The organism is uncultured Winogradskyella sp. (assembly GCF_947496485.1).
In the GTDB taxonomy this organism is placed as follows: domain Bacteria; phylum Bacteroidota; class Bacteroidia; order Flavobacteriales; family Flavobacteriaceae; genus Winogradskyella.
Genome location: NZ_CANMCZ010000002.1, coordinates 53330 through 66885, shown reverse-complemented (window position 1 = coordinate 66885; position 13556 = coordinate 53330). Strand labels below are relative to the sequence as shown.

The 13556-nt window shown below is 32.2% G+C and carries 13 protein-coding genes; 11 read left to right on the top strand and 2 right to left on the bottom strand.

Going from position 1 to position 13556, the window contains the following annotated elements; translation table 11 throughout:
- Positions 1 to 267 precede the first annotated feature (267 nt).
- Genes Q0822_RS08130 through Q0822_RS08120 form a run of 3 tightly spaced genes read left to right on the top strand, consistent with a single transcriptional unit; the run spans position 268 to position 4003 of the window.
- Positions 268 to 2097: a Xaa-Pro dipeptidyl-peptidase gene (locus Q0822_RS08130; RefSeq protein ID WP_299122404.1), complete on the top strand. Its 1830-nt coding sequence runs from the start codon at positions 268 to 270 to the stop codon at positions 2095 to 2097.
- A gap of 20 nt (positions 2098 to 2117) precedes the next feature.
- Positions 2118 to 2954 carry a hypothetical protein gene (locus tag Q0822_RS08125; protein WP_299122403.1) on the top strand — a complete coding sequence of 279 codons (837 nt, stop codon included), beginning with the start codon at positions 2118 to 2120 and terminating at the stop codon, positions 2952 to 2954.
- Positions 2955 to 3007: 53 nt separating this feature from the next.
- The gene (locus Q0822_RS08120; RefSeq protein WP_299122400.1) at positions 3008 to 4003 is read left to right on the top strand and encodes a hypothetical protein; all 996 of its coding nucleotides are present in this window, start codon (positions 3008 to 3010) and stop codon (positions 4001 to 4003) included.
- Between the two features lie 58 nt (positions 4004 to 4061).
- On the opposite strand, the gene Q0822_RS08115 is transcribed toward Q0822_RS08120, so the two are convergent.
- The gene (locus tag Q0822_RS08115; RefSeq protein WP_299122398.1) at positions 4062 to 4703 is read right to left on the bottom strand and encodes a protein-L-isoaspartate(D-aspartate) O-methyltransferase; all 642 of its coding nucleotides are present in this window, start codon (positions 4701 to 4703) and stop codon (positions 4062 to 4064) included.
- Between the two features lie 152 nt (positions 4704 to 4855).
- Here Q0822_RS08115 and Q0822_RS08110 point away from each other — a divergent pair, with 152 nt between their 5' ends.
- The 8 genes from Q0822_RS08110 to miaA all read left to right on the top strand — a co-directional run bounded on the left by Q0822_RS08110 (position 4856) and on the right by miaA (position 12699).
- Positions 4856 to 5815 carry a Gfo/Idh/MocA family oxidoreductase gene (locus tag Q0822_RS08110; RefSeq protein WP_299123181.1) on the top strand — a complete coding sequence of 320 codons (960 nt, stop codon included), beginning with the start codon at positions 4856 to 4858 and terminating at the stop codon, positions 5813 to 5815.
- 17 nt (positions 5816 to 5832) lie between these two features.
- On the top strand, positions 5833 to 6636 hold the full coding sequence (locus Q0822_RS08105) for a DUF4241 domain-containing protein (protein WP_299122396.1): 804 nt from the start codon (positions 5833 to 5835) through the stop codon (positions 6634 to 6636).
- Between the two features lie 56 nt (positions 6637 to 6692).
- Positions 6693 to 7583 carry a 3-hydroxybutyryl-CoA dehydrogenase gene (locus tag Q0822_RS08100; protein WP_299122394.1) on the top strand — a complete coding sequence of 297 codons (891 nt, stop codon included), beginning with the start codon at positions 6693 to 6695 and terminating at the stop codon, positions 7581 to 7583.
- A gap of 3 nt (positions 7584 to 7586) precedes the next feature.
- Complete coding sequence (locus tag Q0822_RS08095; RefSeq protein WP_299122392.1) at positions 7587 to 8825, top strand: DUF1015 domain-containing protein; 1239 nt, start codon at positions 7587 to 7589, stop codon at positions 8823 to 8825.
- Positions 8815 to 9474 (top strand): YggS family pyridoxal phosphate-dependent enzyme, encoded by a 660-nt coding sequence (locus tag Q0822_RS08090; RefSeq protein ID WP_299122390.1) that lies wholly within the window; start codon positions 8815 to 8817, stop codon positions 9472 to 9474. The genes Q0822_RS08095 and Q0822_RS08090 overlap by 11 nt, the downstream gene beginning before the upstream one ends.
- 67 nt (positions 9475 to 9541) lie before the next feature.
- Positions 9542 to 10906: an exonuclease domain-containing protein gene (locus tag Q0822_RS08085; RefSeq protein ID WP_299123179.1), complete on the top strand. Its 1365-nt coding sequence runs from the start codon at positions 9542 to 9544 to the stop codon at positions 10904 to 10906.
- A gap of 28 nt (positions 10907 to 10934) precedes the next feature.
- Positions 10935 to 11804, top strand: coding sequence for an ion transporter (locus tag Q0822_RS08080; RefSeq protein WP_299122389.1), 870 nt, complete (start codon positions 10935 to 10937; stop codon positions 11802 to 11804).
- Positions 11797 to 12699, top strand: coding sequence for a tRNA (adenosine(37)-N6)-dimethylallyltransferase MiaA (miaA, locus tag Q0822_RS08075; protein WP_299123177.1), 903 nt, complete (start codon positions 11797 to 11799; stop codon positions 12697 to 12699). Before Q0822_RS08080 ends, miaA begins: the two co-directional genes overlap by 8 nt.
- Positions 12700 to 12835: 136 nt before the next feature.
- Here miaA and Q0822_RS08070 read toward each other — a convergent pair whose 3' ends face one another.
- Positions 12836 to 13549, bottom strand: coding sequence for a response regulator transcription factor (locus tag Q0822_RS08070; protein ID WP_299122388.1), 714 nt, complete (start codon positions 13547 to 13549; stop codon positions 12836 to 12838).
- Positions 13550 to 13556 lie beyond the last annotated feature (7 nt).

Genomic DNA, 13556 nt, shown 5'->3' with positions numbered 1-13556 from the left:
GGAAGCAACGATTTTCAGAAATAATGAGCTTCAAAAATTGTTGAATAAATTACACTAGGATTGAAATCTCAATTTCAAGAGAAATAAAATTATTAATGCATTAGCGAATGGTGCTTGCAATTTCCTAACAAATCGTTTTGATTTTTTGATTCGTTTTGTATCAAGACAAAATGAAGAGAGAATTATTTAATACTAAAACAACCCTTTAACAAATTTGAGTTCTAAAGTTTACTCCTTACATTTATCAAAGTAAAAAAACATTCTTACATGACATTCTCAATAAAATCAAATTCATTACTAACACTAGCATTAACGATCTCAATTTTAAGTTGTGCTCAAAATGCAGCCGAAAAGACAACACCAATCTTTAAAGATGGTGAAGCTCAAATTGTAGAAGCCTTTAGCGATGCTAAATCATATATTAGACACGATTTATGGGTGGAAACGGAATTTGATACTGATGGTGATGGAGAACCAGACCGAATGCATGTGTCCGTAACACGACCAGAGCAAACTGAAAGCGAAAGCTTAAAACTACCAGTAATATATGTTACCAGTCCTTATTTTGCAGGTGTGGCTGCTGATGCACCAGGAACTATGTGGAATGTAAAACATGAGCTTGGAGATATCGGAGAAGAACGTTTTCATCCTGAAGTGCAAAGACGAGGACAACGTCCAATAATATCTAACTCACATATCAGAAAATGGGTGCCAAGAGGTTATATCGTCGTACACTCGTCGTCGCCAGGAACAGGTTTATCTGATGGAGCACCAACAATTGGAGGAGCTAATGAATCTCTAGCACCAAAAGCGGTTATCGATTGGTTATGTGGAAGAGCTAAAGGCTACACTGAGCGCGATGGAGAAGAAGAAGTAAAAGCCTATTGGTCCACCGGAAAAGTAGGCATGACTGGTACATCTTATAATGGAACTTTGCCCTTAGCTGCAGCAACTACTGGAGTTGAAGGCTTGGAAGCTATAATTCCTATTGCGCCAAACACATCGTATTATCATTACTATCGTTCTAATGGTTTAGTGCGTTCACCTGGTGGTTACTTAGGCGAAGATATCGATGTACTTTACGATTTTGTACACAGTGGAGATGAAGACAATCGCGAATACAATAACAAAACAGTTAGAGATACCGAAATGAAGAACGGTATGGACAGAGAAACTGGAGATTATAATGATTTTTGGGCTGGTAGAGATTACCTCAATCAAATGGACAACATGAAAGCCGCATTATTGATGTCTCATGGTTTTAACGACTGGAATGTAATGCCAGAGCACAGCTACAGAATCTACAAAGCAGCAAAAGAAAAAGGATTACCAACTATGATTTACTATCATCAAAATGGACATGGTGGACCACCTCCAACATCGATGATGAACAAATGGTTTACGAAATACTTACATGGCATTGATAACGGAGTTGAAAAAGAAGAAAACAAGGCTTACATCGTTAGAGAATATGATGACAGACAACAACCAACAGCTTATAAAGATTATCCAAATCCCGATGCAGAAGATGTTACATTAAATTTAACTTCTGGAGGAAAATCTATTGGTGGTTTAACACTCAATAAAGTCGAGGATGCAGGAGAAATGTTTTCTGATGATGCTACTATTTCTGGTAGTGAACATGCAAAAGCAACTAGCTCAAAACATAGACTTTTATATGTAACACCAAAACTAAAAGAGGATCTTCATATTTCTGGAGTACCACAAGTTACCATTTCATTAGCAAGTAGTAAACCAGCAGCAAACTTATCTGTTTGGATCGTATCTCTACCTTGGGAAGATGATGCAAAAAAAATCACTGATAATATCATAACTCGTGGTTGGGCAGATCCAAAAAATCACAATTCTTTGACTAAAGAAGAAGATTTAGTTGTTGGGAAAGACTATACCATAACTTTTGATTTACAACCAGATGATCAAATTATAAAAGCTGGACAACAAATAGGATTTATGATATTCTCTAGTGATAAAGAATATACACTACACCCAGAAGCAGGAACTGAGTTAACTATCCAGTTACATAAAACGAGTTTAACACTTCCAGTTGTTGGTGGTAAAGGTGCTTTTAATGAGTAGTGTTGTAATACATAGAAAAATTGACTTTAAAAGAATTCGTTAAATATAAAAGTAAACAATTTCATTCCATTGCTGATAGTGATTATTTGAGCTTTAGATTTCTTGAATTTTTGGAAATGCAATATAAAATGATTTGTGACTTTGCTGGCGCTCAAAGTTTGGAAAAATATATTAAATGTGCACTACTTTTATCAAACCAAAAAACGCATAAAGAAGGTCATAATTTAACTAAATTATTAAGTAAACTTAAAGCTGTAGACAGAGTCAATAGGTTTTTTGATACCCTTGACCCTTTTTGTTTGGACGTCTTAGAACGCTTATGTAAGGATTTAAATAGATCAGCAGATACAAGATATTTAGCATCAAATTATAATCCAAGTGATATTGGAATTGTTGATAAAATGGATACAGCGGTCTTACAAGTTTTAAGACCATTAAATCAAATTCTTTATCAAGAAATTTATGCTGAAAAATTGCATGGAATCGTCGATGATGCTCAACACATCGATTTTAAAAAGTTTTATCCAAATCTATTTCAATCTCTTAATTTCAATAACAAAATTTTACATCCCCCTGAATTTAAAAAGTATATGAAATTCCACACAAATCGAATTTCGGTTGGGACATTTCAATTACCACTTATCATTATAATTACTGATGAAAATATTGATAAGAAAAATAAGATTGAGGAGTTTTTAGGCTTGAAATTATCTAGTTCCGAATATGAAAAAACATATCTCTTAGACCAAAGAGAAATAATTGATTCAGAAAGTCTTAAGGAAAAAGGTGTAGAATTTGAGACAATATTAAAAGCTAGAAGAAATAAACGTATTACAACAATGAAGAAAGAGCATTAAAACGCATTTTATTCTAACCGTTGTAGCACATTTGATCAAATCAAAAATAATTAATGGGAATATTTAGCAGAAAAAAGAAATGGGGAAATTTCAATGGAAATATTAATATTTATTCCGACCTCAAAAAATCTGATATTCCTAAAATCATAGCAGAAGACAATATTCACTCATTACAGCTATTCCAGTTTCAAAATCCAAATAGGCTGACTTGGGAAATACTTAATGAATTCTATAAAAAGTATCCTGATATTGGATTACGAGTTGTTTGGTACGAATGTCAAGATTTATCCTTTTATGAACTAATTCCAAATATTAGAAATTTTACGATTGCTACATACCATATAAAAGATTATTCTAAACTGAATTCTAACAGTAAACTCAAACATTTTGGAATTGAAGAAACTAAATCCAAATCTGTTGATTTATCATTTATCAAGGAATTCAAGGATTTAGAATCGTTGTACGTAGACGGAATGAAAAAAGGATTGGAGAACATAAAGCATTTACCGAGTTTAAAAACTCTAACGTTTCGAGGTGTAAAATTAGATAATCTGGACTTTCTGACTGAATTAAAAAAACTACAAGAATTAAACTTACGTTTTGGCAGTTATAAAAACCTTAATTCAATATCGAAACTAATGGATTTAAAATCAATAGAATTTAGTCGAGTTCGTCAAATCCCAAATTTTAATTTCTTAAATTCATTGGAAAATCTCGAAAAAATTGAATTTGAAGGAATGTCAAAAATGGAATCTATACCAGATTTATCTAAATTGGAAAAACTAAAAAGAATTCACATTCATAATAATTTACGCCTTCAAAACATTAAACTAATCGGAGAAATCCCTAATTTAAAACTATTACAACTCTCATTTGCAGAAAATTCAAAATCAAGTGAAAGAAAAAATCTGATATTACAATCTGTGGAGATATTAATGAAATCAAATACAATTGAATATACAAATATCTTTCATTGGATTAATGACAAAACGACTAAAGAACTTACTGATAAAGGCATAAAAATGTGGAGTTGGGATATAAAAATATAACGTGGTACAATACCTTCTGTAATTAATTGCCTAAAACGATACACAAAACCATAATAATCTAATTCTTATCCTCTAGCAAAGGCACAAAACGAAATTCCCCAAACTCATGTTTTTCAAACTCTTTTGGACCTTTTCTAATAAATAGCGTCATAACTTGGATATCATCACCAACAGGAATCACTAAACGTCCACCAATATCTAATTGGCTTAATAATGGTTTAGGTACAAATGGTGCTCCTGCTGTCACAATAATACTATCAAAAGGAGCTTCTTCTGGCAAACCTTTGTAACCATCACCAAAAATGAGCTTCTTGGCTCTGTAGCCGATTTTAGGCAAAAATTTTGAGGTTTTTTTGAATAATTCTTGCTGACGTTCTATACTATACACTTTGGCTCCAAGTTCAATTAAAACAGCACATTGGTAGCCACTTCCTGTTCCTATTTCCAAAACTTTGTCTCCTGGATTAATTTGAAGTAATTCCGTTTGAAAAGCAACTGTATAAGGTTGAGAAATAGTCTGATCTGCACCTATAGGAAATGCCTTGTCAACATAAGCATGATCTATAAAGCCAGAATCCATAAAAAGATGTCTCGGAATTTTACCAATCGCCTTTAAGACAGCTTCATCTTTTATTCCTTTTTTAATAAGCGTTTCAACCAATTGTTGACGCATTCCTTGATGCTTAAATGTATCTTTCAAAAGTGTAGTTTAGTTGACGCTAAATTAATTTAAAGAAATACAAGTTCAAAGGAAGAATTAAAACTTTCTTCAATTAAAGAATTCATAGTTTTTTCCATTTTCTTTTTTAAATTTCTGAATGAAAACGCCTATTTTTGTTAAAAACAGAAAATATGCTAAAAGCTGGTGTTCTTGGTGCTGGTCACCTTGGTAAAATTCATCTTAGACTTCTCAACCAATCCAACAAATATGAGCTCATAGGCTTCTATGATGCAGATGCTGAAAATGCAAAGCGTGTTGTAGAAGAATTTGGGTACAAGTATTTTGATACAATTGAATCATTAATAGATGCTGTTGATGTTGTAGATATTGTTACGCCTACCCTTTCGCATTATGATTGTGCAAAACAAGCTATTAAAAAAGGGAAACATATATTCATTGAAAAACCGATAACTAATACGGTTGAAGAAGCAGAAACCATAAGAACTTTAGTAGCAGAACATGCCGTAAAAGGACAAGTTGGGCACGTAGAACGTTTTAATCCTGCATTTATTGGAGTTAAAGATCAGATAAAAAATCCAATGTTTATTGAATGTCACAGATTGGCAGAATTTAATCCTCGTGGCACAGATGTACCTGTGGTTTTAGATTTAATGATTCACGATATAGATATTATTCTTAGTGTGGTAAATTCACCTGTTAAACATATTTCTGCAAGTGGAGTTTCAGTGGTTAGCGAAACACCTGATATTGCAAATGCACGTATTGAATTTAAAAATGGTTGTGTTGCAAATTTAACCGCAAGCAGAATTTCTCTCAAAAATATGAGAAAGACACGTTTTTTTCAAAAAGACGCTTATATCTCAGTAGATTTCCTAGAAAAGAAATGTGAAGTTGTAAAAATGAAAGATGCGCCAGAAAATCCTGGAGACTTTGATATGATTCTTCAAAATGCAGAAGGCTTAAAAAAGCAAATCTATTTCGATAATCCTGAAATACAGAATAACAACGCCATTTTAGATGAATTGGAAACCTTTGCAGATGCTATAAACAATAACACTAAACCTATTGTAACTTTACATGATGGTACAGAAGCATTAAGAGTTGCGAATATGATTATTAATCAGTTTTAATACAATCATTTAACTTGATGAAACTATTAATAACAATAATAATAGGAGCAATAATCATTCTATTTTTTCTTTTTAAGCAAAAAAAAGAAGAAGTTATAGAGAAGGAAAAAGAAACAAAGCTCCATTTAGAAAAAAATAAAGATAGTATTGAGGTTCTTTCACATGCAGATTATAATATAATATTTGAAAATACTATAGTAGAAAATATTCCAATTGAGGTTTTAGAAATTGGAAACTTAAATGTTCCTTCAGAACAAATTGTAGTTTGTGATCCTCTAGTCTTTTATGATGTAAAACCTTTAGTAAAAAAAATTAAACCTGGAGTTTATCCTGTAAAAATTTACGTGGCTAAAACTGAATATTCAGGCGATAGATTTGCCATAGCAAAATTAGAAATTACGGATAATAAAGCTGTGAAATGGATATTGGCTACCACAGCAGATCAAGATTTGAATACATTGCAGAGTAAAGATGAGTATTTTGGGTTTCCTGTAGATGCTGGCTTAGGAGGGTTTTTAGACTATAAAACCGCTTTAGCATATGAAAGATTTTGTAATGACTTTCACAAAAAGTATCCTAATAAAAATATCTATGATGATTTTTTTGCCGCTGAATTCAAAAAAAATGCAAAAGATCAAAACGATCCAAATGATATTGGTGATTGGATAAATTACACATTACCAAATACTGATTTAAATATTACAATGTTTCATTCTGGTTATGGAGATGGTTATTATCCTGCATATTGGGGAATTGATAAAAACGGTAACGTTTCTTCACTAGTGATAGATTTTTTTGTTTTATTAAGTGGTGAGGAATAGACAACAATTTATTTGAAAGGACAATTATTCATTTTGAAATATATAAAAACAAAGTAATGAAAAACATAGCAGTTATAGGAGCAGGAACTATGGGAAATGGAATTGCCCATACGTTTGCACAATCTGGATTTAATGTTCAATTAATAGATATTAGTGAAGCCTCATTAGAAAAAGGTTTAGCAACTATTTCTAAAAACTTAGACAGAATGGTTGCTAAGGAAAAAATTACTGAAGCTGACAAGTCTGAGACTTTAGGAAACATTAAAACATATACCAATACGGAAGCTGGTGTAAAAAATGTCGACTTAGTAGTTGAAGCAGCAACTGAAAACATAGATTTAAAACTAAAAATCTTTAAACAGCTAGACGAAGCTTGTGGTAAAGACACCATACTTGCCACTAATACGTCTTCTATTTCTATTACACAAATTGCAGCTGTTACCTCTAGACCAGATAAAGTTATCGGTATGCACTTTATGAATCCTGTACCAATTATGAAACTGGTAGAGATTATACGCGGTTATAATACAAGTGATAAAGTCACCAATACCATTATGGAATTATCTAAAACCTTAGGTAAAGTACCAACAGAGGTTAATGATTATCCAGGTTTTGTAGCCAATAGAATATTAATGCCTATGCTCAATGAATCTATTGAAACATTATACAATGGTGTTGCTGGAGTTGAAGAAATAGACACGGTTATGAAATTAGGTATGGCGCATCCAATGGGTCCTTTGCAATTAGCAGATTTTATTGGTCTAGATGTATGTTTGTCTATTCTTAACGTGATGTATGATGGATTTAAAAACCCAAAATATGCACCTTGTCCTCTATTAGTAAATATGGTTAGAGCAGGAAAACTTGGTATTAAATCTGGAGAAGGTTTTTATGATTATTCTGGGAGTCGTAAGGCTGAAAAAGTTTCTGGTCAGTTTTCTAAATAAGTAATGGCAAAAATAATTCCATTTAAAGCAGTAAAACCAACCAGAGCTATTGTTGGCCTTGTTGCTGCACGTCCTTACCAAAGCTACACGATTGATGAGCGTGAATCTCGAATGGATTATAATCCTTATAGTTTTCTTCATATTGTTAATCCTGGTTATAAATATGATCAAGAGGTTACTGGTAAAGAACGTTATAAACTTGTAAAGAACCGTTATTTAGAATTTAAGGAAGATGGTGTTTTTGTAACAGACGAAAAACCGTCATTCTACGTTTACAAAATTGTAAACAGACATGGCCAAGAATTCAATGGTATTATCGCAGCTACCAGTGCTGAAGATTACGAACAAGATGTTATCAAAAAGCATGAAGATACTATTGAGAAAAGAGAGCAAACCTTTAAAACATATCTACAAACTGTAGGATTTAATGCCGAACCTGTACTCCTTACCTATCCTGATAATCATGTAATTTCAGAAATCATAAAAGAAACTCAAAAGGACTATGCTGAGTTTGAGTTTACCATGACGTATAGAGACACCCATTATTTATGGAAAATAGATGATGAAGATACCATTGCAACCATTCAAAATGAATTCAATGAGATTGGCACTATTTATATCGCTGACGGTCATCACAGATCTGCTTCTTCTTATTTATTGTATAAAGATGAAAAAGAAAAGAATCCAAACCATAATGGCAGTGAATCTTACAACTTCTTTATGTCGTATTTAATTCCAGAATCTGATTTAGTAATTCACGAATTTAATAGGCTTATTAAAGATTTAAACGGATTAAGCAAAGAAGAATTTCTAATAAAACTTGATGCTTTGTTTCGCATTGAAAATAGAGGTCTGATGCCATACCATCCATCAAAAACACATCATTTTAGTATGTATTTAGATGGTGAATTTTATTCACTTTATTTACGTAAAGCAAATTATAATTTCAATACGGCTTTAGACCAATTAGATGCACAATTGCTATATAAAACCATACTTCAACCTATTTTAGGAATTGATGATTTACGAAATGATAATCGGATAGAATATGTAAACGGAAGAGATGAAATGATTACTATTAAAACCAGTGTAGATAGTGGTAAGTTTATGGTTGGTTTTGGTATGTGTCCTGCTACTGTTGAGCAAATAAAACAGATTGCAGACGAAGGCTTAAAAATGCCTCCTAAAAGCACTTACATATTACCTAAATTAAGAAGTGGAATTACGATTTATGAGTATTAAAGAAAATTTACAAAGTATAAAATCTACATTGCCAGAACATGTTTCATTAGTGGCAGTTTCTAAAACAAAACCTGTCAGCGATTTAATGGAAGCCTATAACGCTGGTCAGCGCATCTTTGGTGAAAACAAAATCCAAGAAATGGCTGATAAATATGAGGAAATGCCTGAGGATATTCAATGGCATATGATTGGTCATGTACAACGTAATAAAGTAAAGTACATGGCTGAATTTGTGAGTTTAATTCATGGTGTGGACAGTTACAAGTTGCTCAAAGAAATTAATAAACAAGCCAAAAAATACAATAGAGTTATAGATTGTTTACTTCAAATTAAAATTGCTGAAGAAGATAGCAAGTTTGGTATGTCAGTAAAAGATGCTACTGCTCTACTGCAATCTAATGAGTTTTCAGAGTTAGAAAATATAAAAATTGTTGGCGTTATGGGAATGGCAACGTTTACAGATAATATGAACCAAGTAGAAAATGAATTTCAATATCTTAAATCTTGTTATGAAAACCTCAAAGCCCTGAATTCTGACCTCATAACCATAAGCATGGGAATGAGCGGAGATTACCAACTAGCCATCGATTGCGGCAGCACTATGGTTAGGGTTGGTAGTAGCATTTTTGGTGCTAGAAATTATCACTAGTTTTATAATGTAAGCGCTCATACTTTCTTAACTTTGCCTTTCAAATTTAACTTTTAATTTTCGCATTATATACGCAATACTAGACATAGAAACTACAGGTGGTAAATACAATGAAGAAGGCATAACGGAGATTGCAATTTATCAGTTTGATGGTCATAAGGTCACAGATCAGTTTATTTCTTTAGTAAATCCTGAGCGCGAGATTCAACCTTTTGTAGTTAATCTTACTGGTATTAATTCTAACATGCTAAAAAATGCACCAAAATTTTATGAGGTTGCTAAACGTATCGTAGAGATAACAGAAGACTGCATTATTGTGGCTCACAACTCATCTTTCGATTATAGAATTCTTAAAACGGAATTTAAACGTTTAGGCTTTCCATTTAAACGCAAAACGCTATGCACTGTAGAACTTTCTAAACAGTTGATTCCAGATATGGAATCTTATAGTTTAGGCAAATTAGCGCGTGCTCTTGGTATTCCTATGAGTGATCGTCATCGTGCTAATGGAGATGCAATGGCTACGGTGAAACTTTTCAAAATGTTATTGTATAAAGATTTAGAAAAAACAATAATAAAAGATGCTGTAAAAGTGGAACAAAGATCTAGACTTGCGCCTAATCTTAAAAATATTATTGAAGAATTACCTTCAGTAACCGGAGTTTACTATATGCATAATGATAATGGTGACATCATATATATTGGAAAGAGTAACAATATTAAAAAACGAATTACGCAACACTTTACAAACAAAAGCTCTAAATCTAAAAAAATCCAAAAATTAGTAAGAACTGTCACTTACGAAAAAACAGGTAGTGAATTAGCCGCACTTTTAAAGGAAAGTGAAGAAATAAAAAAGAACAAACCTTTACTAAATCGCGCCTTAAGAGGTAGCATTTTTACATATGCGCTTTACAGCTATATAGATGAAAATGGCTATATAAATCTTAAAATAGATATAGCAGACCATGAAATATCATCAATAACCACATTTACCACTAAATCTAATGGAAAGCATTTTATGCTTAAAGCTACAGATCATTATAATCTATGCCAAAAACTAACAGGCTTATCTACCACAAAAACAAGTTGTTTTAAATATGATGTTAAAGAATGTCTTGGAGCTTGTATCACCGAAGAACCATCGGAAGTTTATAATGAGCGTGTAAACGCTCTAATAAATAAACATAGCTATGAAAATAAGAACATGCTTATTATAGATCGAGGTAGAGAAATAGAGGAAAAATCTGTTTTTTTGATAGAGAATGGCATCTTTAAAGGCATGGGGTTTTTCGATTTAAACTATCAAATACATAATAAAGATATATTACCATCTCTAATTACTCCAATGGAAAATAACAGAGATACACAACATATCATTCAGAGCTATTTGCGCCGAAACAAACGATTAAAAATTATTGAATTAAATTAACTAGTTTTACTTTTCGTACTTTTAAAACATGGGAAATAAGAATAAACGCAGTTGGAAAGCCAAACTTCATGAAATTATTTATGAGGCAGATACACCTACTGGAAAGTTATTCGATGTTGTCCTTCTGATAGCCATTCTGGCTAGTATTATTTTAGTAATGCTAGAAAGCATCAGTAGCTTTGATGCAAAATATCACACGTTTTTAAATATATCTGAATGGATTATAACTATACTATTTACTATTGAATACATTTTAAGAATCATTACTGTAAACAAGCCTTTTAAGTATATCACAAGTTTTTACGGAATTATTGATTTATTATCTACTATACCAAAATATATTTCTTTATTCTTAGGAGGCACTCAAGCGCTCATAGCGTTACGTGCACTAAGATTATTAAGAGTCTTTAGAATTTTAAAATTAGCTCGTTATTTGGGGGCTTCTAACCAATTAACAAGTGCTATAAAGGCAAGTAGAGCGAAAATTGCTGTTTTCCTATTTGCTGTGGTCATAGCAGCAACAATATTCGGAACCATTATGTACTTGGTTGAAGGTGAAGAAAATGGGTTTACAAATATTCCTAAAAGCGTGTATTGGTGCATTGTAACTCTAACCACTGTTGGTTTTGGAGATATCGCACCACAAACTCCACTTGGACAGTTTATCGCAACCTTAATAATGATTTTAGGTTACGGTATAATTGCTGTACCAACTGGTATTGTTTCTGCCGAATACACAAAAGCATCAGATACTAAAAACAAACTCTCTGACGAAGAACACGAGCAGTTAAAAACGGTTGTACTAAACACACAATGCTGTGTTAATTGTTTGGCTGAAAAGCATCAAGACAATGCAGAATTCTGTCACAAATGTGGTTGTAAATTACATCATGACTAAAACTCTCATATCTATTGTTGGACCAACGGCTATTGGTAAAACTGCTTTGAGTATAAAGTTAGCTCAACATTTTAATACCGAAATTATCTCAGCTGATTCTCGTCAGTTTTATAAAGAAATGAATATTGGTACTGCTGCACCTTCCCTAGAAGAGCTTAATACTGCAAAACATCATTTTATTCAGCATAAATCTATAAAAGATGATTATTCAGTAGGTGATTTTGAACGTGAAGCTATTTCTAAAATAGAAGAAATTCATCAAGAACATTCAACGGCAATTATGGTTGGTGGTTCTGGTCTATATGTAAAGGCAATTACAAAAGGTTTAGATTATTTTCCAGAAGTAGACAGTAGCATAAGAGAAGGACTTAACAATGAACTAAAAACTAATGGATTAAATGATTTACAAGAACAGCTAAAACTCTTAGACCCAATAGCCTATAAAACGATAGCCATTGATAATCCGCAACGCGTAATTAGAGCACTAGAAATTTGTATTGGCACTCATAAACCTTATTCGTCTTTTTTAACCAATCCTGAAAAAATACGGAATTTTAAAACTATTTCTATAGGGCTAGATGCTGAACGTTCGATTATTTACGACAGAATTAATCAGCGTGTAGATATTATGATTGCTAATGGATTACTTGAAGAAGCCAAAGCTTTAGTTCCCTTTAAACATCTCAATGCTTTAAACACTGTTGGCTACAAAGAATTGTTTAACTATTTCGAAGGAAATTCTACCTTAGAAGTCGCTATTTCAGAAATAAAGAAGAATACCAGGCGCTTTGCAAAACGACAACTCACTTGGTTTAGAAAAGATAAATCAATTAAGTGGTTTGATTTTGAAACTGAAGTTGCAAATATTATTAAGTTCATTGAAGAAAAAATATAACGCTCAGTTCTAGAAGGCACAAATATTTAATAAGTAGCCAAATTGTGTATCGACCATACTCAATATGAAAGCACCTTTTATACGATATAAAAAATCCAGCTCAATAGGCTGGATTCTTAATATAAATTTATACTTATTACTCTGATTTGTTATTTATTACTAACCTAAAGCCTTCACCATGAATATTTAAAATTTCAACATTAGGATCTGGTTTTAAATATTTACGCAATTTAGCAATGTAAACATCCATACTACGAGAGGTAAAATAGTTATCGTCTCTCCATATTTTTGTTAAAGCTAATTCTCTTGGCATTAAATCATTTTCGTGCAATGCTAATAAACGTAACAACTCATTTTCTTTTGGTGACAATTTTGATGGATCACCACCATCAAATTTTAAGAAACGAAGTTTAGAGTTAAGGTCAAAGCGCCCAATCTTAAATTCAAACTGTTTGCTATCTGCAACTGAGTCTGTTGCTTTACGTTGCATAATAGCTTTAATTTTCATTAATAGCACTTCGCTATCAAACGGTTTATTGAGATAGTCATCTGCACCTACTTTGTAGCCTTTAAGAACATCTTCTTTCATCGCTTTTGCTGTTAAAAAGATAATAGGCACATCAGTATTCTTTTCTCTTATTTCTTTTGCTAGAGTAAATCCATCCTTGTAAGGCATCATTACATCTAAAATACAAAGATCGTAATCGTCTTTTTTGAACTTCTCGAAACCTTCCATTCCATTTTTAGCATGGACAACGTCGTAATCGTTCATCATTAAATAATCTTTTAAAACAGTTCCAAAATTTGGATCGTCTTCTACCAAAAGTATTTTTTTGTTTTGTTCTTCCATAATTTGC

Excerpts from the sequence above, each read along its gene's own strand:
- Q0822_RS08130 (WP_299122404.1), top strand. The coding sequence starts at position 268 with ATGACATTCTCAATAAAATCAAATTCATTACTAACACTAGCATTAACG.
- Q0822_RS08120 (WP_299122400.1), top strand. The coding sequence starts at position 3,008 with ATGGGAATATTTAGCAGAAAAAAGAAATGGGGAAATTTCAATGGAAAT.
- Q0822_RS08110 (WP_299123181.1), top strand. The coding sequence starts at position 4,856 with ATGCTAAAAGCTGGTGTTCTTGGTGCTGGTCACCTTGGTAAAATTCAT.
- Q0822_RS08105 (WP_299122396.1), top strand. The coding sequence starts at position 5,833 with ATGAAACTATTAATAACAATAATAATAGGAGCAATAATCATTCTATTT.
- Q0822_RS08100 (WP_299122394.1), top strand. The coding sequence starts at position 6,693 with ATGAAAAACATAGCAGTTATAGGAGCAGGAACTATGGGAAATGGAATT.
- Q0822_RS08095 (WP_299122392.1), top strand. The coding sequence starts at position 7,587 with ATGGCAAAAATAATTCCATTTAAAGCAGTAAAACCAACCAGAGCTATT.
- Q0822_RS08090 (WP_299122390.1), top strand. The coding sequence starts at position 8,815 with ATGAGTATTAAAGAAAATTTACAAAGTATAAAATCTACATTGCCAGAA.
- Q0822_RS08080 (WP_299122389.1), top strand. The coding sequence starts at position 10,935 with ATGGGAAATAAGAATAAACGCAGTTGGAAAGCCAAACTTCATGAAATT.
- miaA (WP_299123177.1), top strand. The coding sequence starts at position 11,797 with ATGACTAAAACTCTCATATCTATTGTTGGACCAACGGCTATTGGTAAA.
- Q0822_RS08070 (WP_299122388.1), bottom strand. The coding sequence starts at position 13,549 with ATGGAAGAACAAAACAAAAAAATACTTTTGGTAGAAGACGATCCAAAT.